Genomic DNA, 21,747 nt, shown 5'->3' on the forward strand with positions numbered 1-21,747 from the left:
GCGGTGGCCGCGTGCTGGCCCGCCCATTGCGAAGTCTCCATGCGTTCCTTCCTCAACTTCAACGGAGATGAATTCATGGACATGGCTGAAATGCGCAACCTGGGCATTGCGAACCCTTTCAAGAAGCAGTACGGCAACTACATCGGGGGCCAATGGGTCGCGCCGATCGACGGACAGTATTTCGACAACCTGACGCCGGTGACCGGCCAGCCTTTCACGAGCATCCCGCGTTCCAACGCGAAGGACATCGAGGCCGCGCTCGATGCCGCGCACAAGGCCAAGGCCGCCTGGGGCCGCACCTCGCCCACCGAGCGCGCCAACATCCTGCTGAAGATCGCCGACCGCATGGAGCAGAACCTGCAGACGCTGGCCGTGGCCGAGACGCTTGACAACGGCAAGCCGCTGCGCGAAACCATGGCCGCCGACATGCCGCTGGCCATCGACCACTTCCGCTACTTCGCCTCCTGCGTGCGTGCCCAGGAGGGCGGCATCAGCGAAATCGACCACGAGACCTATGCGTACCACTTCCATGAGCCGCTGGGCGTCGTGGGCCAGATCATTCCGTGGAACTTCCCGATCCTCATGGCCGTGTGGAAACTGGCACCTGCACTGGCCGCCGGCAATTGCATCGTGCTGAAGCCTGCCGAGCAGACGCCCGCCTCGATCCTGGTGCTGATGGAGATCATCGGCGACCTGCTGCCCGCGGGCGTGCTGAACGTGGTCAACGGCTTCGGCCTGGAATGCGGCAAGCCCCTGGCCTCGAGCCCGCGCATTGCCAAGATCGCCTTCACCGGCGAGACCACCACGGGCCGCCTGATCTCGCAGTACGCGAGCCAGAACCTGATCCCGGTCACGCTGGAACTCGGCGGCAAGTCGCCCAACATCTTCTTCGAGGACGTGCTTTCGGCCGACGACGCCTTCTTCGACAAGGCGCTGGAAGGCTTCACGATGTTCGCGCTGAACCAGGGCGAGGTCTGCACCTGTCCGAGCCGCGCGCTGATCCAGGAATCGATCTACGACCGCTTCATGGAGCGCGCCATCAAGCGTGTCGAGGCGATCACGCAAGGCCACCCGCTCGACACCGGCACCATGCTCGGCGCGCAGGCCTCGCAGGAGCAGATGGAGAAGATCCTGTCGTACATCGACCTGGGCAAGCAGGAAGGCGCGCAGTGCCTGACCGGCGGCGAGCGCAACGTGAAGCCGGGCGAACTGGCCAGCGGCTACTACGTCAAGCCGACCGTGTTCAAGGGCCACAACAAGATGCGGATCTTCCAGGAAGAGATCTTCGGGCCGGTGCTGTCTGTCACCACCTTCAAGACCGAAGAGGAAGCGCTGGAGATCGCCAACGACACGCTCTACGGCCTGGGCGCCGGCGTGTGGAGCCGTGACGGCGCACGTGCCTTCCGCATGGGCCGCGGCATCCAGGCCGGCCGCGTGTGGACCAACTGCTACCACCAGTACCCGGCGCATGCGGCCTTCGGTGGCTACAAGCAGTCGGGCATCGGCCGCGAGAACCACAAGATGATGCTCGACCACTACCAGCAGACCAAGAACCTGCTGGTGAGCTACAGCCCGAACAAGCTGGGCTTCTTCTGAACGAGGCACGCATGTCGTCCGATGCGCACCTGACCGAAGCGGCTGCGGCCACGGTCAGCCGCGTTTCCGTGACGCCGGCCGCGCAGGCGCTCATCGAGCGTCTGCGCGCGGAGCATGGCCCGCTGATGTTCCACCAGTCCGGTGGCTGCTGCGACGGCAGCGCGCCGATGTGCTTCGCGCTGGGCGAGTTCATCACGGGCGATGCCGACATCTGCCTCGGCGAGATCGCCGGCACGCCCTTCTACATGAGCCGGTCCCAGTTCGAGTACTGGGAGCACACGCACCTCATCATCGACGCGGTGCCGGGCAATGGCGGGATGTTCTCGCTGGAGCGGCCGACGGGGCTGCGCTTTCTCACGCGGTCGCGGTTGTATGAGGATGCGGAGTGGCAGGCGCTGGAAGCGCAGGGGCGGCAGTAGCGTGACTTCAGCCAGTCAATGACGCGAGGAATTTCTCGATCGCCGGATTGACCACACCGGGATGCGTCAGGTTGGCCGCATGCCCCGCACCCGGCACGGTGACGACCTGGGCATTCGGCAGCGCATGGGCCATGGCCATGGCGCGTGGCAATTCGATCGCCTCATCGGATTCGCCATGAACGACCAGCGTGGGCACCTTGATGTCCGGCATGCGATCGCTGATGTCGTCGCGCGACGCCAGGGTCGTGAAGCATTGCAGCAGGTTGACGGGCAGGTACGTCTTCCACTTGGCACGCCATGCCGCCCCACCCGGCCAACCATCCCCGAGGATGATGTGCTCGACCACGCCCGCGTTGGCATCGCTCAGGCCGTTGCTGAGCCAGTCTTCCAGCAGCGCCTGGTGGTGCGGCATCTTGGCCGGGTCTTCGAGCATGGCCTGCGTGTCGATCAGCACCAGGGCGCGTACCAGTTCCGGATGGGTCAGCGCACAACGCAGCGACAAGTAGCCGCCCTGCGACATGCCCGCGAGCACGGCGCGCTGGATGCCCAGGTGCGCGAGCAGTGCGGCGAGGTCGTTGGCGGAGTCGTAGTAGGTAAAGGGTGCGCAGGTGTCGGTGGCCGTCTGGCCGTGGCCGCGCTCGTCCCACGTGATGCAGCGGTAGCGCGACTTCAACGCAGCCACCTGCGGTTCGAACATGCTGCCGTCCATCAGCAAGCCGTGGGAGAAGACGACGGCGGGTCCGTCACCGCCACTGTCTTCGAAGTAAAGCTTCTGTCCGTTCACCTGTGCGAAAGGCATGTGTTCTCCTGGATTGAAGTTCCACATTGGGCACAGTTGGCAGCGTGCTGTCCATCGGGAGTCACGCCCGTTGCGCGACTCCGATGGCCCACGATACACAGTGCCGCGATGCTGGACTTCAAGCCGCCTGCCAGGCCACGTTCGCCCCTTCGAACATCTTGCGCAACTGCCCGCTCGTACCCAGCTCGTTCATCGCCGCCTGCAAGGCCTGCGCGAGATCGGTCGCATCCTTCTTGACCGCGAGCCCCACCGCCCAACCGTCGCGCGGCGCACGCGGAACGGGAATGGGCGCGATGGCAAAGCGCGCATCGCCACGCAACACCGACTCCATCTCCGACGCCATGCCCGCCGCCGCCGCGAAGTCGCCGCGCTGCAGGGCCTGCGCGGCCTCGGCGCCGTCCTTCCATTGCGTGTCGAGCTGGTTGCGATAGGCACCGTTGTCGGCGCCGATCATCAGCCAGCCGGCGAGCGACTGCCCCGGGACCGCGACCCTGGCGTCGCCCAGTGCGGACAGGGTATCGAGCTTGGGCAAGCGATCGAGGCGGCGTGCCACGACGATGCGCTCGCGGTAGTACGGCGCGAGGATGCGGACCTGCGGGGTCGCCTCGATGAGCGGGCGGTCGACCGGCACATGCAGCAGCACGTCTGCCGGGCCGTAGCCGAGGTAATGTCCCTTCCACACCATGTTGCGCAGGTCGTCGTTCATGTTCTCGTCGGCATTGAAGGGCAGCAGCGAAGCCCTCACGCCCAGCGATTGCGCCAGCGCCCGCGCGATCTGCACATCGATGCCCTGCCCTGCCACATGGAACGGCGGCATGTCCTTGTAGATTCCCACGCTGAGCGTGCCGCGCTCGCGGATGCGCTCCAGCGAAGCGGCGCGCGATGTGAGCGCCGTCCCCGCCAGGCTCGCCGCGCCGAGCCAGCGCAGGCAGTCGCGGCGCGACGGTCCTTCGTTTCGATTCATGTCTTGTCTCCTTCTGAAAATCCCGGGGCGCGCAACGGCTCTACATCGGCTTGTCGCGCCGCGTCTCCAGATACGCCTTGATCGACCAGATCGCCTCCTGGCTCATCATTCCCTCGAATGGCGGCATGTAGACCGCGCCGTTGCGCGTGCGGCCGTGGCGCACGGTGGTCAGGAAGTAGTCATCCATCTCCTTGATGCAGGCGGCCTTCTTCGCGGCATCTTTCAGCGCGGCGCAGTCGTTGTCGATCTTGCGCAGGTCTGGCGCAATACCACCCGAGATCGCCTCGATGCCGTGGCAGCGCGCGCAGTTCTGGTTGTAGGCGGAGGTGCCGATCTTGATGGCCGGCGCGTTGCCGCGGTACGGGTTTTCCGGCTTCCAGTCCTTGCCCAGGGGTGCCAGCCCGGTCGTGTCCACCGCTTGCGGCGTCACGTCGCCATGCGACCAGGCCAGGGGGGCCCCGGCCATGCAGCCCGCCACCGCCAGCAGCACGCCCGCCTTGCGCAGCGCCCTGCGCCACCCGCCATTCGCACGCTGGAGGGGATCCAGGTGCCGCCCTGCTTTCGAATCGAATCTCGCCATCTCGGTCTCCATTCATGGGGAAGTGAACAACGCCGATGAATGCGCAAACGCCATGCCACGCCGAGGGTGTTGCAGGCGGGAACACAAATTGCGTGATTTGCCCCGCGTGTGGCATCCTTTGTGGCGGCCAGCCGGCAAGTGACAGGGCTGGGCGGCGCTCCGTGTACCAGAACGGAGCAACGGGGCCGGCCACACGATGAAACGCGAACCAGACCACCTGCTCATACGAGAAGCAGAGGAGACAAATGATGGTTGAAAACCGCCGGGCCCTGGCTTCGGCCCCCAAGACCTGGTCGACGCCGGCCGTGTTGCCCATTCCCCAGCAACCCGAGCGCACGGAACTCATCGAGCAGTGGCATCAGCGCTGCTCCGCGCTCGGCCTCACGCGCATCGAACGGCCGGATTTCGAACCGCTGATGCGCAGCGACCTCGCGCTGGCGCGCGAACGCAACCAGCGCCTGTTCACACATGCCGCGCCGGTGATGGAAATGCTGTTCGAGCAGATCGTCGACACCGAAAGCATGATCGTGCTGGCCGACGTGAGTGGCACCATCCTCCACTCGGTCGGCGACGACAAGTTCCTGCAACGCGCCGACAAGGTCGCGCTGACGCCCGGCGTGAATTGGGCCGAGCATTCCAAGGGCACCAACGCCATCGGCACCACGCTGTTCGAGGAGGCGCCCACCGTGGTCCACGGCGGCGAGCATTTCATCCACGCCAACAACTTCCTGACCTGCTCGGCCGCACCCATCTTCGACCCGCGCGGCAACATGCTCGGCGTGCTCGACGTCACCGGCGACCAGCGCTCCTACCACCAGCACACGATGGGACTGGTGCGCATGTCGGCCCGCATGATCGAGAACCAGTGGCTGTCGGACGACTACGGCAACCGGCTGCGGCTGCACTTCCACAGCCGCGTGGAGTTCATCGGCACGCTGCTCGAAGGGATCATCGTGGTCGGCGGGGACGGCAAGATCCTCGGCGCCAACCGCAGCGCGCTGGACCAGCTCGACATGAGCAGTGCGGCGCTGCGCATGCACAGCCTCACCAGCCTGTTCGGCACGACCGCGCCGGCCGTGTTCGATCACTTCCGCTCGCCCCTGCCGACGCCGATGACGCTGTGCCTGTCCAGCGGGCGGCCGTTCCATGTCAATGCGCGCTTCAACGGGCCGCAGCGGTCCATGGTCATGGAGCCGCAGATCACCAGTCCGGTCATCGACACGGCGGCCCCGCGCCGGGATGCCGACGGCGGCGGCAAGCGCTACGGCACGCTCGCCGGGGACACGGCCCAGTCCGCCGACGGCACGCTGTTCTCCGGCCTGCACTACCTAAACACCGGTGACCCGCAGATCGCGACGCTGGTGCAGAAGGTGCAACGCGTGATCAACCGGGACATTCCGCTCCTGATCCTCGGGGAGACCGGCACGGGCAAGGAATTGCTGGCCCGCGCCGTGCACCAGGATTCGAACCGGGCCAAGCAGCCCTTCGTGGCGGTCAACTGCGCGTCCATCCCGGAGTCGCTGATCGAGGCCGAATTGTTCGGTTACGAGGACGGCGCGTTTACGGGGGCGCGCCGCAAGGGTGCGGTCGGGCGTATCGTGCAGGCCAACGGCGGCACGCTGTTCCTCGACGAGATCGGCGACATGCCGCTGCCGTTGCAAGCCCGCCTGCTGCGCGTGCTGCAGGAGCGCAACGTGACGCCGCTGGGCAGCCTCAAGGCCATTCCGGTGGACATCGCGGTGATCGGCGCGACGCACCGCAAGCTGCGCGACATGATCGACGCCGGCACCTTCCGCGAAGACCTGTACTACAGGCTCAATGGCCTGGTGGTGCGGCTGCCGGCGCTGCGCGACCGCTGCGACCTCGACGTGGTGGCACGGCGCATCCTGCAGGCCGAATGCCCGCATGCCACGCCGGGCATCAGCCCGCAGGTGATGGCGCTGTTCAAGGCCTATGCCTGGCCGGGCAATGTGCGGCAGTTGGCCAATGTGCTGCGCACGGCCTCGGTCATGGCCGCGGGCGAAGGGCAGATCTCGGAGCACCATCTTTCCGATGATTTCCTGGAGGACGTGCAGAGTGCGCGGCATTCGCGGCCGGCCGTGGCTTCGTTGAGCATGTCCGTGGGGCAGACAGGCGCTGATGTCCTGCAAGCGCCGGTACAACACTTGCCTCATGTGCCGCAGAGCGCGGCGTCGCCGGACATATATGCGGTGCCACCTGGTTCCGTGACGGAGCCCCGGCAAGCCGCAATGGAGGCTGCCGCCCCGCGCACGCTGGGCGAGGCAGAAGTCGACCTGATCCGCAAGACCCTCGCAGATGCCAACGGCAATATCTCGGTCGCGTCGAAGCGCCTCGGCATCAGCCGCAACACCATCTACAGGAAGTTGCGCTGGGGCCAGAAGGAGTGAATCTTTCTACTGCGGACGCCGATCTCGGGCCTGCGCTCCTCGCCGTACGGTAGTACGGCTGCGGTGCGCGAACCGGCCTCCCGGCTGGCACCCTCGCTACGAAATCTTCACCCCTTCTGCGCAGCGCGACCAGGAAGGATGCTGTTCCGTCGCTGAACAGCGTGTACCAGCCTGGAGCACTGTCCCCCGCGGTCTGCCGCCGTGGGCGTGCCGGCATCAGGGCAATCACTGATCTTTCCGCAGCGCGGCGCCTGCCGCCACGGGCATGCGATTTGCGCAACGGGAGAGGCCACCGGCAATTCCGCCACGGCCGACCACTTGCCGCCCAGACGCTGCAGCCCAAACCATGATCACGCCCGACGCGCGCCCGTGCATGTCGCCCCGCTTCCACATGCAGTTCGAGCCCACGCAGGACCGGTGGGTGCTGCTCTTTGCCGAAGGCCTGGTGCACCTGAACGCCCCCGCTGCCGAAATCCTGCAGCGCTGCGACGGCAGGCGGACGGTGGACGAGATCGTTGCCGAACTGGAGATCGTCTTCTCGCAGACGCCCTTGCATGACGACGTGGTCGTCTTCCTGAGCCAGGCGTTGCAACGCGGCTGGCTGCAGTAGCCATGGCCACCTCGCGCTGGCCATGGATGGCGTGGCTGCTCGCATGGCTGCTGCTGGGTGTGGCGGGTCATGCGCAGGCCGGGATGATGACGCGCGAGGCACTGCAGAAGGCCTTTCCGCCGCCGCTGTCGGTTGGCGAGAAAGACGCGCAACTGCCCGTGTGGCCCATCTTCAAGCAGGACGTGACCACGCCGATCCTGGCCGGCTACGTCTTCGAATCCATCGACTTCGCGCCGATCCCCGGCTTCTCCGGCACGCCGCTCAACCTGCTCGTGGCACTTGATCCCAAGGGCACCTTCCTCGACGTGCGCGTGCTCTCGCACCATGAGCCGGTCTTCCTCGAAGGCTTGGGCGAAGCGCCGCTGTTCCGCTTCGCCGACCAGTACAAGGGCCTCTCGCTGCAACAGAACATCAAGATCGGCTCCAACGCCAACCGTGGGGAGGAGCGCGGCAGCGCCAATGTCTACATCGACGGCGTGGCGAAGGCGACCGCCTCGGTGCGCATCCTGAACCAGAGTCTGTTGTCGTCGGCCTTGCGGGTGGCACGCGCCAGGCTCGGCTTCGCGGGCGGCCAGGACCCGGACCAGGTCGCGCGGGTGCGGCGCGACACCTTTGCGCCAATGGATTGGGACGCACTGAGCAAGGCCGGGCTGGTCCAGCATCGGAGGATCACGCAAGGCATGGTCGAGAAGTCCTTCGAGGACAGCGGCGTGGAACTGCCGGTGGCGAGCCATGCCGATGACGTGTTCTCGGACCTCTACGTTGCGTACCTCAACGCGCCGTCGGTGGGTCGCAACCTGCTCTCGGAAAGTGGCTGGCAACATTTGCTCGGTCGCATCGACGAGGGCGACCATGCCTTGCTCGTGATCGCTTCCGGCCCGTACTCCTTCGTCGGCGACAAGTTCGTGCGCGGCGCGGTGCCCGACCGGCTCACGCTCAAGCAGGGAGACCTGCCCCTGGAACTGCGCGACCTCGACCTGGACGATCCGCTCAAGCTGCCGGCCAGCCTGCGCGGCGCGGATGCCAAGGTGTTTCGCGTGATCGGCCCTGCCGGCCTCGACCCGGCGCACACCCTGAACTTCGCCCTGCGCGTGACCCGCGACAAAGGCATGGTCTATCCCGAGCGCATCAGCCGCAGCTTTGCCGTGCCCTACACGCTGCCCGCCGATCAGGTGTCTCTGCCGGAATCGGACAACAAGGGCTGGCAAGGCATCTGGCGCTCGCGGGCTTGGGAACTGGCCGTGCTCGCCGCTGCGCTGGCCTTGCTGTCCGTGGTGCTGGCCCGGCCGAAGTGGATCGTCGCGACACCCGCGCGGCTTGCGCGCTTTCGCACCGGCTACCTGGTGTTCACGCTCGTCTTCATCGGCTGCTTCGCGCAAGGGCAGCTGTCGATCGTCAACATCACGGCGCTGGTCCAGGCGCTCGTGGCGCGGCGCGACCTGGCCTTCTTCCTCTACGACCCGATGACGGTGGCGCTGTGGGCCTTCGTCGCAGTGACGCTCGTGGTGTGGGGGCGCGGCACCTTCTGCGGTTGGCTCTGCCCCTTCGGCGCGATGCAGGAACTGGTGGCGCTGGTGGCGCGCTACGCGGGCATTCGCCGGATCAAGCTGCATCGGGACGTGGATGCCAGGTTGAAATGGGCCAAGTACGCGGTGCTGGCGGTGATCGTCGGGCTGGCGGTGGTGTCGCCGGCATGGACCGACAGCGCGGTCGAAATCGAGCCCTTCAAGACCGCGATCACCTTGGGCTTCGTGCGCTCCTGGCCCTTCGTGGCATGGGCCGTCGCCCTGCTCCTGCTCAACGTCTTCCTCTACAAGGGCTTCTGCCGCTACCTGTGCCCGCTTGGCGCAGGGCTCGGTCTGCTCGGCCGCGTGCGGCTGCTGAGATGGATACCACGTCGCCAGGAATGCGGCACGCCCTGCCAGACCTGCCGGCATCGCTGCGAATACCAGGCCATCCAGCCCGGCGGCGCCATCGTCTACGAGGAATGCTTCCAGTGCCTCGACTGCGTGGCCATCCACGACAGCCCGCAGCGCTGCGCGCCCTTGATCGCCGGGGCACGCCATCGCACGATCGCGATCCGACCGCTGCCTGCGCTGGCCGGGAGCGGTGCATGAAGCGGCGGCAATGGCTTCGCGCAACGCTGGGGCTGGGCGCACTCGCCGGCCTCTCCGGGCTGTCGCCGGCCGTGAAGTCTCTGCAATGGGAGCGGCGCTCGATGCTCGGCTTCGGGACCACGCTGTCGCTGCATGCCGCGCATGAGGATGCCGGGGTGCTGGACCGTGCGCTCGATGCCGGCGTGCAGGCGCTGCGCCGCATCGAAAGCCAGATGAGCCTGTTCCAGCCCGACAGCGCCCTGTGCCGGCTGAACCGCGACGGCGTGCTGGAATCGCCGCCCGATGAACTGGTCGACATCCTCGACATCGCGCATGCCGTCTCGCGCGACAGCGACGGCGCCTTCGACGTCACGGTGCAGCCGCTGTGGCTCGCCTTCGAGCAGGCGCGAAAAGCGGGACGGCTGCCGACCACGCGCGAGGTGAATGCGGCCCGCGCCAAGGTCGACTGGCGCGGGCTCGATGCGACGCCCCGACGTATCCGCTTCGATACACCGGGCATGGCCGCCACGCTCAACGGCATCGCACAGGGCTATGCGGCCGACCATGTGCGCGCAGTGCTCGCGTCGCGCGGCATCCGTCATGCGCTGGTCGACGCGGGTGAATTCGCGCCGCTGGGGCGCAACAGCGATGCATTGCCATGGACGCTCGGCATCGCGGACCCACGCGAAGAATCCGCGCTGCTCACGCGGCTCCATGCCGACGGCCGTTGCGTCGCAACCTCCGCGGACAACCTCACCAGCTTCAGCGACGACCATCGCCACCACCACATCTTCGACCCGCACACCGGCTATTCGCCACCAACGCTGTCGTCGGTAACCGTCGTGGCCGAGTCCGGCGCGATCGCCGACGCGCTGACCAAGGTGTTCTTCGTGGCCGGGCCGTCGCAGGCGCGGGTGCTGGCGCATCGGTGGAAGGTCGATGCGTTGTGGGTCGACAAGGCCGGTCGATGGGAGGCGACTGCGGGATTCGGACTGGCCCAGGAACGCGGCCAAGGAGGCTCTGATCAAGTTCGCCGCGAGGGCGCGCGCCTCGGCTTGGGATGGGATGCAAGGCGCAAACCGCAGCCATAGCCGAAGCTATGGCGAGGATTTGCAACGCCGCAGACCGCCCAAGCAGAGGATGCGCGAACCGCGGAGGACTTGATCAGAGTCTCCCTAATGCGTCCCGTGAACGTGTCGATGCGTCGCACCCCTCGCAGGCAACCTCGGCGAGTCGCTCGACAGTTCCTTCAGGATGCCACAGCTCGACGTCGCATCAGCCTCGCAGCATCTCTGGCGCAGCGCCTTCAGTTGGCTCTCCAGCGCACGCAGTTCCCGAATCCGCTCGGCCACATGGCCGATGTGCTGGTCGAGCAGGTCGTTGACTCCCGCACAGTTGTCGTCCGGCGCGTCCTTGAATCGCAGCAGCGAGCGGATCTCGTCGAGGGCCATGTCCAGCGAGCGGCAATGGCGAATGAAGGTCAGCCGCTCCACGTGCTCCGGGCCATAGGTGCGGTAGTTGCTCGACGTGCGCGCGGGCTCGGGCAGGAGCTTTTCGCGCTCGTAGAAGCGAATCGTCTCCACGGCCGTGTCGGCGGCCTGCGCCAGTTCACCGATCTTCATGTGCGAAATCTTTCAGTTGGAGGCTTGACTCTAAACCCACTACAGGGTTTCCAATAGGCGGCATGACAAAGACCCCACCGCTCGCAGCCGAGCCGGGAACCGACAGCGCCTGTGCCGTCGCGGACTGTTGCGCCGCCCCCGCCGTCGTGATCCCGATGGCACCGAATGCTTGCGCCGAAGATGCCTGTTGCGTTCATTCGCACGCGCCCACGGCAACGCACGCTGCGGTCGCGACGCCTGGCGCCACCGTGTTCCGCATACCCGCGATGGATTGCGCCGTCGAGGAAAGCGACATCCGTCGCGCGCTCGACAAGGTCACCGGCATCAAGAGCCTCAACTTCCAGCTGGGCGCTCGAACGATCGCCATCGGCGCGCCGCCGGAGGTGATTCCGCTCGCCGTCAAGGCCATCCAGAACGCCGGGTATGAGCCGACGCTGGTGCCGGTCGAGGCATCGACGGCGGCGCTTGCAAGCGCTCAGGCGGATGCGCACGATCACGACCGCCACGACCACGGCACGGGCGTGAAGCGCCTTGCAGCAGCGCTGGTCTTCGCGCTGGTCGCCGAAGGCGTCCACTACATCGCCAGCGACATGCCGGCGATGAATTACCTGGGGCTCGCCGTCGCGGCCCTGGCCATCTGGCTCTCCGGCATGGAGACCTATGCCAAGGGCATCCGGGCGCTGGTCCGGGGCCGGCTCAACATCAACGCGCTGATGAGCGTGGCCGTCACCGGCGCCTTCGTCATCGGCCAGTGGCCCGAGGCGGCCATGGTCATGGCGCTCTACGCGATCGCGGAACTGATCGAGGCCCGCGCGGCGGACCGGGCGCGCAATGCCATCCAGGGCCTCATCGCGCTGGCGCCGGAAGAAGCCGAGGTGCTGCAGGCGGACAGGAGCTGGAAGACCACGCCATCGAAGGGCGTCGCGCTCGATGCCATCGTCCGCATCCGGCCCGGGGAGCGCGTGCCGCTCGATGGCGTCATCACCGAAGGCCGCAGCGCCATCAACCAGGCGCCCGTCACCGGAGAAAGCCTGCCGGTCGAGCGCAGCATTGGTGATCCGGTCTATGCGGGCACCATCAACGAGACAGGCGAACTCCAGTTTCGCGTGACGGCGGCGGCATCGAACACCACGCTCGCGCGCATCATCCACGCGGTCGAGGAAGCACAGGGCACGCGCGCGCCGACGCAACGCTTCGTCGATCGCTTCGCCGCCATCTACACGCCCGCCGTCTTCGTGCTCGCGCTGCTGGTGGCCTTGCTGAGTCCGTGGCTCGCCGGCCTGGACTGGCTCGACGCGATCTACAAGGCGCTGGTGCTGCTGGTGGTGGCCTGCCCGTGCGCACTGGTGATCTCGACGCCGGTGACGGTCGTGAGCGCCCTCGCCTCTGCCGCACGGCGCGGCATTCTCATCAAGGGCGGCACCTGGCTGGAGGAGGCGCGCAACCTGAAGGCGATTGCCCTCGACAAGACCGGCACCCTCACCGAGGGCAAGCCCAGGCTCGTCGAATGGAAGTCGCTGCGCGACGGCGACGACGCGGGCCCGATCGCGCGCATCGCCATGAGCCTGGCGAACCGGTCGGACCATCCCGTGTCGAAGGCGATTGCCCAGGGGCTTTCGCTTCCGGTGAGCAGCGTGTCCTCCTTCACCGCCCTCGCCGGTCGTGGCACGCAGGGCGATATCGGCGGCCGCACCTACGTGCTCGGCAACCATCGGCTGATCGAGGAGCGCGGTCAGTGCTCGGCGGACATCGAGGCCGCGCTCAAGACACACGAGGAACAGGGCCGCACGGTGACCCTGCTCGCCGACGAGGACAGCGTTTTGGCGATCTTCGCGGTGGCCGACACCCTCAAGGACTCGTCGCGCACGGCCATTGCCGAACTGAAGGCGCTGGGCGTGACGCCGGTGATGCTGACCGGCGACAACATCGCCACCGCCCGGACCATCGCTTCGCAGGCGGGCATCGACGAAGTGCGGGGCAACCTGCTGCCGGAAGACAAGCTGCGCGAGATCAATGCCCTCCAGGATCGCCACGGCATGACCGGCATGACCGGCGACGGCATCAACGACGCTCCCGCGCTGGCCCGCTCGGACATCGGCTTTGCGATGGGCGGCATGGGCACCGACATCGCCATGGAGGCGGCGGACATCGTGGTGATGAACGACGACCTGCGCCGCATCCCCGAGACGATTCGCCTGTCCCGCAGGACGCACGGCGTGCTGATGCAGAACATCGCCCTGGCTCTGGGCATCAAGGCCGTGTTCATGGTGCTGGCGATCTTCGGCACGGCCACCATGTGGATGGCCGTGTTCGCCGACATGGGCGCGACCTTGCTGGTGGTGGCGAACGGGTTGAGGCTGATGAAGACGAAGGACTCGACTTGAGGCATCACCTTGTGCATCGTGGGCTTTCTCGCGGCCGTGACTTTGGCCGATAGCTAGACTCGCCGCCCATGCGCCGCCTGCTGCTCGTCTTCCTGATGCTGCTGATGCCGCTCCAGACCGTCTGGAGCGCGGCGGCGTCCGTCTGCATGCACGAGGAGACCACGACGCGCCACTTCGGCCATCACGATCCTCACCATGATGAAGCCATCACGCACGAGTCCGCGCCGGACGCAACGGGCGGTGAACCAGGCGGTGAACCGGGCATCGCTAAGGCGATGGATACGGACCACCATCACGTACTGGGCGTGAACCCGGTGCCGCACATCCTGGCACTTCCGACGCCCCTCGCCGGCGCCCGGCGCGACCCACCGGACCCGGCCGATTCGTTTCACAGCGCCCTGATCGCCTCGCTCGAACGTCCGCCTCAAGCCTCTGCCGATTCCCGTCGGCAGGGCTTCTGAGGCTGCACGCGTTCCCACCCACCCTTCACGGAGCCGCGCACACCCGCCTCGCCTTGCCGAATTCCCTCGTCCAGTGACTCACGGAGAATTCGATGCGCAGGTTTGTGTTGCCGTTTGCGGCGGCGTTTTTCATGGTGCCCGGGGCATTCGCCCAAGGGGCGCCCTCCCCCTCCCCATTGCCACCGTCCGAGGCGGCCAGCACACCCACGCGCGCGCCGCTGACGCTCGCTGCGGCGGTCGAGTTGGCCATGGCGCTCAACCCGGAACTGTCGGCCGCCAGGCTGGAAGTCGACGCGACCGCCGGTGCGCGCCTGCAAGCCGAGGCGCGGCCCAACCCGGAACTGGCCTTCTTGCTGGAAGACACACGGCAGGCCACCCGCACCACCACCTTGCAGGTCAACCAGCCGATCGAGTTGGGCGGCAAGCGCGACGCCCGCATGGCAGCGGCCGAGCGCGGCAGCGACGTGGCGCGCCTCGAGTTGCAGGCGCGCCGGCAGGCGGTGCGTGCAGCCGTGACCACGGCGTATTTCGACCTGCTCGCTGTGCAAGAGCGGGTTCGCGTGGCGGAAGCGGGCCTTGCAGTCGTGCAACGCTCGTCCCGCGCCGCCACGCAACGGGTTGCGGCCGGCAAGGTATCGCCGGTGGAGGAAACGAAGGCCCGCGTGGCCGAGGCCGGCGTGCGCATCGAACTCGTGCAGGTGCGCGGCGAGGAAACCGGCGCGCGTGCGCGGCTGGCCCATGCCATCGGGCAGCCCATGGATGGCTACGTGCTCGACGGTTCGCTCGATGCGTTGCCGCAGGCGCCGGCCGATGAGGCCTTCCGCAGCAGCCTGGAAAGCGCGCCCGCGGTGCGTCGTGCAGACCTGGAGGTCGAGCGTCGCGCGGCACTCACCGCCGTTGAAAACACACGCAAGGTCTCGGACATCACCGTCAGTCTCGGCGGCAAACGCAACAACGAACTGGGCTTGAACCAGGCCGTGATCGGGGTGACGGTTCCGCTGCCGCTCTTCGACCGCAACCAGGGCAACGTGCTCGAGGCGCTGCGCCGCGAAGACAAGGCCCGCGAAGAAGCCAACGTGGCCCGCGCAAGCGTGCGCAGCGATGCGATCCAGGCGCGCGAAAGGCTGCTCGCGGCCCGCACGGAAGCGCTCTCGCTGGGCGCCGACGTCCTGCCCGGAGCACAGAGCGCATTCGATGCGAGCACGCGCGGCTTCGAACTGGGCAAGTTCAACTTCCTCGAAGTGCTCGATGCCCAGCGCACGCTGCTGCAAGCCCGCACGCAATACCTCCGTTCGCTTGCCGAGGCACACCGCGCAGCGGCCGACCTGAACCGAATCCTGGGCGTCGAGACGATGCCCGGCACCCCATGAATCGCGGAGCAGTTTCCATGAACAACACCCCGCCCAAGAAGCAATGGATCGCGATCCTCGCGGTGCTCGCGATGACCGTCGTGCTCGGCGCGCTGATCCTTCGCGACAAGAAGCCGGCAGCCGCGGGCGACGAACACGGTCATGCCGAGTCAAGCCATGGCGACGCGCACAAGGACGAACACGCAGAGAAAGGCGAGCACGCTGCTTCAACGCCACCCGCCAAGGGGCCGCACGGCGGCAAGCTGCTGAAGGACGGCAACTATGCCGTCGAGGTGACGATCTTCGAGACCGGCACGGCGCCCCAGTTCAGGCTCTACACCTATGTCGACGGCAAGCCCGTCGATCCTGCGCAAAGCGAGGTGCAGCTCAGCATTGAAAGACTCGGCCAGGCGCCGCAGGACTTTGTGCTGCGCAAGGAGGCGGACTATCTGGCCGGCGTCGGCGTGGTCGAAGAGCCGCACTCGTTCAAGGTCAACGTCAGCGCGACACACGCAGGCAAGACCCACCGCATGGGCTACGAGCAGATCGAGGGCCGCCTGACCATGACCGACGCACAACTGAAGGCGGCAGGCGTCGAACTGGGCACCGCGGGTCCGGCGGTGATCGGCAGCACGCTGCGCCTGCTGGGCGAGGTCAAGTACAACAGCGACCGCACGGTGCAGGTCGTTCCGCGCCTGGCGGGGCTGGTCGAGCAAGTCCATGTCAGCGCAGGGGATGCCGTGCGCAAGGGCCAAGTGCTGGCCGTGCTCCACAGCCAGGGCCTTTCCGACCAACGTGCCGAATTGCTCGCTGCGCAACGCCGCCTCTCGCTCGCCCGCACGACCTACGAGCGCGAACGCAAGCTGTGGCAAGAGAAGATCTCCGCCGAGCAGGACATGCTGCAAGCCCGCTCCGCGATGGAAGAGGCCTCCATTGCCGTCCAGAGCGCACAGAACAAGCTGGCCTCGCTGGGCAGCGCTGCTGCGGGCGGAAGCCTCACGCGCTACGAACTGCGCTCGCCCATCGACGGCATCGTCACCGAGAAGCGCCTGTCGCTCGGCGAAGCCGTGAAGGAAGACAGCGCCGTCTTCACCGTCTCGGACCTGTCAACCGTGTGGGTCGAGGCGGCCGTGGCGGTGCAGGACCTGGGCAACGTCGTCGCCGGCCTGCCGGTCGTGGTCAAGGCCAACGCCTTCGATGCGCAGGCGAACGCGAAGATCCACTACATCAGCGCGCTCGTCGGCGAACAGACGCGCAACGCCACGGCGCGCATCGTGCTGGCCAATCCCAAGGGCATCTGGCGGCCTGGCCTGCCGGTGTCCGTCGATGTGCTGATTGCGGAAAAGCAGGTGGCGGTCGCGGTGGCAGCGGAGGCGGTGCAGGACCTCGGCGATCGCAAGGTCGTGTTCGGACGCCATGGCAATGCCCTGGAGGCACGGCCGCTGGAACTCGGGGCCAGCGATGGCCAGCATGTCGAAGTGCGCTCGGGGCTCAAGGCCGGCGAGCGCTACGCGGAAACCAACAGCTTCGTCGTCAAGGCCGAGTTGGGCAAGGCCGGCGCGGGCCACAGCCACTGAGCGGGAGTCAGCATGAAGATCATCCGTTTTGCCATCGACCATCGATGGCTGGTCATGCTGGCCGTGCTCGGCATGGCCGTCCTGGGCCTCTACAACTACCAGAAGCTGCCGATCGATGCCGTGCCCGACATCACCAACGTGCAGGTGCAGGTCAACACCGAGGCGCCGGGCTATTCGCCGCTCGAGGCGGAGCAGCGTGTCACCTTCCCGATCGAGACCGCGATGGCCGGGCTGCCCCGGCTGGAGCAGACGCGCTCGATCTCGCGCTACGGCCTCTCGCAAGTCACCGTGGTCTTCAAGGAAGGCACGGACATCCATTTCGCACGGCAACTCGTCGGCGAGCGCATGCAGGAGGCGCGCGGCAAGTTGCCTGCCGGCTTGTCGCCCAGCATGGGCCCGATCGCCACGGGGCTCGGCGAGATCTACATGTGGACCGTGGAGGCCGAGCCCAGCGCGCGCAAGCCCGATGGCAGCGCCTGGACGCCCATGGACCTGCGCGAGATCCAGGACTGGGTGGTCAAGCCGCAATTGCGCACCGTGCCCGGCGTGACCGAGATCAACACCATCGGTGGCCATGCGAAGGAGTTCCATGTGGCGCCGCTGCCGGACCGGCTCGTGGCCCATGGCCTCTCGATACCCGACATCGTCAACGCGCTCGAACGCAACAACACCAACGTGGGCGCAGGCTACATCGAGCGGCGCGGCGAGCAGTACCTGATCCGAGCGCCCGGGCAACTGGGCGGCATCGACGACATTGCCAACGTCGTGGTCGCGACGGCCAAGGGCGTGCCGGTGCGCATCCGCGACGTGGCCGAGGTCGGACTCGGCAAGGAACTGCGCACCGGCGCGGCGACCGAGAACGGCAAGGAAGTGGTGCTGGGGACGGTGTTCATGCTGCTGGGCGAGAACAGCCGCGACGTGGCCTCCGCGGTGGACCAGCGCCTGAAGCAGATCAACAAGACCTTGCCGAAGGGCGTGATCGCCAAGACCGTCTACGACCGCACGGTGCTCGTGGACAAGGCCATCAAGACAGTGCAGAAGAACCTGGTGGAAGGCGCCTTGCTGGTCATTGCGATCCTGTTCTTCTTCCTCGGCAACATCCGGGCGGCCATCATCACGGCGACGGTGATTCCGCTGGCAATGCTGTTCACCTTCACCGGCATGGTGAGCAACAAGGTCAGCGCCAACCTCATGAGCCTGGGCGCGCTGGACTTCGGCATCATCATCGACGGTGCGGTGGTCATCGTCGAGAACTGCATCCGGCGGCTCTCGCACGCACAGGCCACGCTCGGCCGAAACCTGACGCGCGACGAGCGCTTCCACGAAGTCTTCACCGCATCGAAGGAATCGCGGCGCGCGTTGCTGTTCGGCCAGCTCATCATCATGGTCGTGTACCTGCCGATCTTCGCGCTCACAGGCGTCGAAGGAAAGATGTTCCATCCGATGGCCTTCACCGTGGTGACCGCACTGGTCGGCGCGATGATCTTGTCGGTGACCTTCGTGCCCGCCGCGGTGGCCTTGTTCGTCACCGGCAAGGTCAGCGAGAAGGAAGGCTGGTTGATGGCTTGGGCGAAGCGCGGCTATGCGCCGGCCTTCGACTGGGTGATGGCGCGCAAGCCGCTGGTGCTGACGGCGGCGGCCTCTTGCGTGTTGCTGTCGGGCCTGCTGGCCACGCGGATGGGGAGCGAGTTCATCCCCAGCCTCGACGAAGGCGACATCGCGCTTCATGCATTGCGCATCCCCGGCACGAGCCTGACGCAGGCCATCGGCATGCAGACGCAGCTCGAGGAGGTGATCAAGGGATTCCCGGAGGTCGACATCACCTTCGCCAAGCTCGGCACTGCCGAGATCGCGACCGACCCGATGCCGCCGAACGTGGCCGACAACTTCGTGATGCTCAAGCCACGCGATCAATGGCCGGACCCCGGCCGCGGCAAGGAGGACCTGGTCGCGGCCATGCAGGAAGCGGTGGGCAAGGTGCCGGGCAACAACTACGAGTTCACGCAGCCGATCCAGATGCGCTTCAACGAGCTGATCTCCGGCGTGCGCAGCGATGTGGCGGTGAAGGTCTTCGGCGATGGCATGGACGCGATGAACGACAGCGCCGAGCGCATCGCCAAGGTGCTCGAAGGCATTCCCGGCGCGGCGGACGTGAAAGTTGAGCAGACCACCGGCCTGCCGATGCTGACCTTGCGCATCGATCGCGAAAAGGTCGCGCGGCTCGGGCTCAACGTGGCGGACATCCAGGAGAGCGTGTCTGCTGCGCTCGGCGGCAAGGATGCCGGTGCGGTGTTCGAGGGCGACCGGCGCTTCGACATCCTGGTTCGCCTTCCCGAAGCAATCCGCAGCGACATCGAGGCCATCCAACGCCTGCCTGTGCGCCTGCCGGCAACGGACAACGGCGGCGCGCGCAGCTTTGTGCGCCTGGGCGATGTGGCGACGATCGATTCGGCGCCGGGACCGAACCAGATCAGCCGCGAGGATGGCAAGCGGCGCGTCGTGGTCACGGCCAACGTGCGCGGGCGCGACATCGGCAGCTTCGTGAACGAGGCCCGGCAAAGGATCGGCGAACAGGTGCAGGTGCCCAGCGGCTACTGGACGCAGTGGGGTGGCACCTTCGAGCAGTTGCAGTCGGCAGGCAAACGCTTGCAGGTGGTCGTGCCGGTCGCCCTGCTGCTGGTCTTCACGCTGCTGTTCGTGATGTTCGGCAATGCGAAGGATGGCTTGCTCGTGTTCACCGGGGTGCCGTTCGCATTGACGGGTGGCGTGGTGGCCTTGTGGCTGCGCGACATTCCGCTGTCCATCTCGGCGGGCGTGGGATTTATCGCGCTGTCAGGTGTCGCTGTGCTCAATGGGCTGGTCATGATCTCGTGCATTCGCGGCCTGCGCGAGGACGGTAGGCCGCTCGATGAAGCGATCCGCGAAGGGGCATTGACCCGGCTGCGGCCTGTGCTCATGACGGCGTTGGTCGCGTCGCTCGGCTTCGTGCCGATGGCGATCGCTGTAGGTACGGGCGCCGAAGTGCAGCGACCGCTTGCAACCGTGGTCATCGGGGGCATCCTGTCGTCGACCGCGTTGACCTTGCTGGTCCTGCCCATGCTCTATCGGCTTGCATATGCCACGAGAGATGCGCTCGCAACGCGCGCAAACATGCAGCCTGCCGCCCCCTGAAAAGGGGCGCGAGGATACGCCTTGTCGCTGGCCGATTGCAGTGACAAAGCGCACATCCATTCATTGCAATTGCACACTGCACTTTGGAAACAATTGCTTATAGATTCACCACATTGGGAACACGAACCTGACGCCACACGGAGCACCGTCATGACATCCACTTCGCGCCTTGTCCTGGATTGCCAGCACGCCGCCATGACGGATGCCATCTTGCCGCGACCCGAGTCCCGCGGTCGCAAACGATCCCGCCTCTCCGAGCCAGCCTGAGACCAAGCCAGCCTGAATGGGCATCTCCATCGAGATGCCCCGGGATTCGTTCGTCCAGCGTTTCGATTCGAAAGGAGCAGCGTGCCATGAACACCAACGGCTGGGACACCATCTCGGTGCTCAACATCGAGCAGGTCAATGCCCAGCTCGGCAACCGCCTGGATGCGCTGGTCATGAGCTTTTCGACTTCGTGGGTCGACGGCTTCTCGGGCTCCTACACCGCGAGCGGCAGCTTCGGCCCGTGGTCCATCACGGGTGGCTCCGGCGCCGACATTTATCTGACGCTGCCGATCACATCCGGCAAGCTGCAAGCGCAGGGTTCGAGCGCCAGCCCGACCGACATCAGCGGCATGTCCGTCACCGTGATCGTCAACCTCGAATGGGTGCCCGCCACAGTCACGCCGCAGGGCAAGAGCCTGCAGTTCGCGCTGTCCTCCGTGACCGCGCCCAACACCACGAGGCAGCCGGGCGGCATCTACGTCCAGTCCGTCAGCGACCCGCACAACACCGGCTTCGGCGGCGAGGTCGGCAACGGCATCGCCCATGCCTTGCTCGACGACAAGGACAAGATCAGCTTCATCTTCGCGCAGACCGGTGTCGTCGATTTGTCGACCGCGACCTGGCTCGCGCCGAAGCAATCGACCTACAGCTTCCACCAGCCCGCCGGCGGCACCGACCAGTACCTGGCCATCCTCAGCGTCATCGACGACCGCGACATCTCCGGGCTGAGCTCCAACATCGATGCCGGCATCGCCTCCACCCAGTACCCGCTCTCCTTCGTCATTTCCGGCGACCTGTTCCTGCAGTACGTCATCCTGCCCTCGCTGCCCAAGGCCTTCCCAGGCGCCAACGCCGGCACCTTCGCCTATGCCAACGACCAGATCACCGCGGTCCATCCGTTCAACCTCCACGGCGTCAAGTCCGGGGCGATCACCTACATCCCGAAGGTCGGCTCGATGGTCCTGAAGGTCGATGCCAATGCGCTGAAGAACATGACCATGGGGAGCGTCTACCTCGACCTGCCCAAGGCGGACCTGGACTTCGCCGCCACGACGAAGAACGTGCTGAGCTACGACCCGGCGCATGCGGCCTTCACCTTCCAGAAGGACCCTCACCCGGTCACGAGCACCAAGGACCACGTGCCCTGGTACGACTACTTGCTCACCCTGGGCGCCCTCGGCGCCGCGATCACCGCGATCGTGGCGAGCGCAGTGGAGTCCGGCGTGTCGGGCAGCCTGTCCGGTTCCGCGCTGGCCGGCAGCCTGTCCAAGGCGCCCGCCACGTCGGTGACCTGGCAGGGACTCAACCAAGTCACGGTCGCTGCCGGATCGCTCAACGACTGCTTCCTGCTGCAGGCGAACGTCGCCTGAACCACACCGCCAGCGCGTTCGCCTGGCGCCATCGAACCGGTTGAATCCGGCACCTTTCCTCAACGTCCACATCG

General features: G+C 66.6%; 16 protein-coding genes. 12 read left to right on the forward strand and 4 right to left on the reverse strand.

All coding sequences use genetic code 11. The annotated features are described in order from the left end of the window. Positions 1-75 precede the first annotated feature (75 nt). Entirely contained in the window at positions 76-1,596 is a 1,521-nt protein-coding gene (gene adh, locus WKW79_RS01925; protein ID WP_340333835.1) for an aldehyde dehydrogenase, read from the forward strand. Between the two features lie 11 nt (positions 1,597-1,607). After that, entirely contained in the window at positions 1,608-2,015 is a 408-nt protein-coding gene (locus WKW79_RS01930; protein WP_340333404.1) for a DUF779 domain-containing protein, read from the forward strand. 7 nt (positions 2,016-2,022) lie between these two features. Here WKW79_RS01930 and WKW79_RS01935 read toward each other — a convergent pair whose 3' ends face one another. The 3 genes from WKW79_RS01935 to pedF all read right to left on the reverse strand — a co-directional run bounded on the left by WKW79_RS01935 (position 2,023) and on the right by pedF (position 4,244). After that, positions 2,023-2,814 (reverse strand): alpha/beta fold hydrolase, encoded by a 792-nt coding sequence (locus tag WKW79_RS01935; RefSeq protein ID WP_340333405.1) that lies wholly within the window; start codon positions 2,812-2,814, stop codon positions 2,023-2,025. Between the two features lie 118 nt (positions 2,815-2,932). Then, positions 2,933-3,778, reverse strand: coding sequence for a substrate-binding periplasmic protein (locus WKW79_RS01940; RefSeq protein ID WP_340333406.1), 846 nt, complete (start codon positions 3,776-3,778; stop codon positions 2,933-2,935). Between the two features lie 40 nt (positions 3,779-3,818). Next, positions 3,819-4,244 carry a cytochrome c-550 PedF gene (gene pedF / locus WKW79_RS01945; RefSeq protein WP_340333836.1) on the reverse strand — a complete coding sequence of 142 codons (426 nt, stop codon included), beginning with the start codon at positions 4,242-4,244 and terminating at the stop codon, positions 3,819-3,821. A gap of 362 nt (positions 4,245-4,606) precedes the next feature. Between pedF and WKW79_RS01950 the strand changes: the two genes are divergently transcribed. The 4 genes from WKW79_RS01950 to WKW79_RS01965 all read left to right on the forward strand — a co-directional run bounded on the left by WKW79_RS01950 (position 4,607) and on the right by WKW79_RS01965 (position 10,563). After that, positions 4,607-6,766: a sigma-54-dependent Fis family transcriptional regulator gene (locus WKW79_RS01950; RefSeq protein WP_422823805.1), complete on the forward strand. Its 2,160-nt coding sequence runs from the start codon at positions 4,607-4,609 to the stop codon at positions 6,764-6,766. Between the two features lie 346 nt (positions 6,767-7,112). Further along, positions 7,113-7,376, forward strand: a complete 264-nt coding sequence (gene pqqD / locus WKW79_RS01955; RefSeq protein WP_340333408.1) for a pyrroloquinoline quinone biosynthesis peptide chaperone PqqD — start codon at positions 7,113-7,115, stop codon at positions 7,374-7,376. A gap of 2 nt (positions 7,377-7,378) precedes the next feature. After that, on the forward strand, positions 7,379-9,493 hold the full coding sequence (locus WKW79_RS01960; RefSeq protein ID WP_340333409.1) for a 4Fe-4S binding protein: 2,115 nt from the start codon (positions 7,379-7,381) through the stop codon (positions 9,491-9,493). Then, positions 9,490-10,563 (forward strand): FAD:protein FMN transferase, encoded by a 1,074-nt coding sequence (locus WKW79_RS01965; protein ID WP_340333410.1) that lies wholly within the window; start codon positions 9,490-9,492, stop codon positions 10,561-10,563. Before WKW79_RS01960 ends, WKW79_RS01965 begins: the two co-directional genes overlap by 4 nt. Positions 10,564-10,647: 84 nt before the next feature. Here the strand turns inward: WKW79_RS01965 and cadR are convergent, their stop codons facing one another. After that, on the reverse strand, positions 10,648-11,094 hold the full coding sequence (cadR, locus tag WKW79_RS01970; protein WP_340333411.1) for a Cd(II)/Pb(II)-responsive transcriptional regulator: 447 nt from the start codon (positions 11,092-11,094) through the stop codon (positions 10,648-10,650). A 155-nt stretch (positions 11,095-11,249) separates the two neighbouring features. On the opposite strand from cadR, the gene WKW79_RS01975 reads away from it, so the two are divergent. The 6 genes from WKW79_RS01975 to WKW79_RS02000 all read left to right on the forward strand — a co-directional run bounded on the left by WKW79_RS01975 (position 11,250) and on the right by WKW79_RS02000 (position 21,673). Further along, positions 11,250-13,478: a heavy metal translocating P-type ATPase gene (locus tag WKW79_RS01975; RefSeq protein WP_422823806.1), complete on the forward strand. Its 2,229-nt coding sequence runs from the start codon at positions 11,250-11,252 to the stop codon at positions 13,476-13,478. 68 nt (positions 13,479-13,546) lie between these two features. Next, on the forward strand, positions 13,547-13,939 hold the full coding sequence (locus WKW79_RS01980) for a hypothetical protein (RefSeq protein WP_340333413.1): 393 nt from the start codon (positions 13,547-13,549) through the stop codon (positions 13,937-13,939). 92 nt (positions 13,940-14,031) lie between these two features. Then, positions 14,032-15,309, forward strand: coding sequence for a TolC family protein (locus WKW79_RS01985; protein WP_340333414.1), 1,278 nt, complete (start codon positions 14,032-14,034; stop codon positions 15,307-15,309). A 17-nt stretch (positions 15,310-15,326) separates the two neighbouring features. Continuing rightward, on the forward strand, positions 15,327-16,865 hold the full coding sequence (locus tag WKW79_RS01990) for an efflux RND transporter periplasmic adaptor subunit (RefSeq protein ID WP_340333415.1): 1,539 nt from the start codon (positions 15,327-15,329) through the stop codon (positions 16,863-16,865). 12 nt (positions 16,866-16,877) lie between these two features. After that, positions 16,878-20,036 carry an efflux RND transporter permease subunit gene (locus tag WKW79_RS01995; RefSeq protein WP_340333416.1) on the forward strand — a complete coding sequence of 1,053 codons (3,159 nt, stop codon included), beginning with the start codon at positions 16,878-16,880 and terminating at the stop codon, positions 20,034-20,036. 353 nt (positions 20,037-20,389) lie between these two features. Further along, positions 20,390-21,673, forward strand: a complete 1,284-nt coding sequence (locus WKW79_RS02000; protein WP_340333417.1) for a TULIP family P47-like protein — start codon at positions 20,390-20,392, stop codon at positions 21,671-21,673. The last annotated feature ends 74 nt before the right edge of the window (positions 21,674-21,747 follow it).

The organism is Variovorax robiniae, from assembly GCF_037889955.1.
GTDB lineage: Bacteria > Pseudomonadota > Gammaproteobacteria > Burkholderiales > Burkholderiaceae_C > Variovorax > Variovorax robiniae.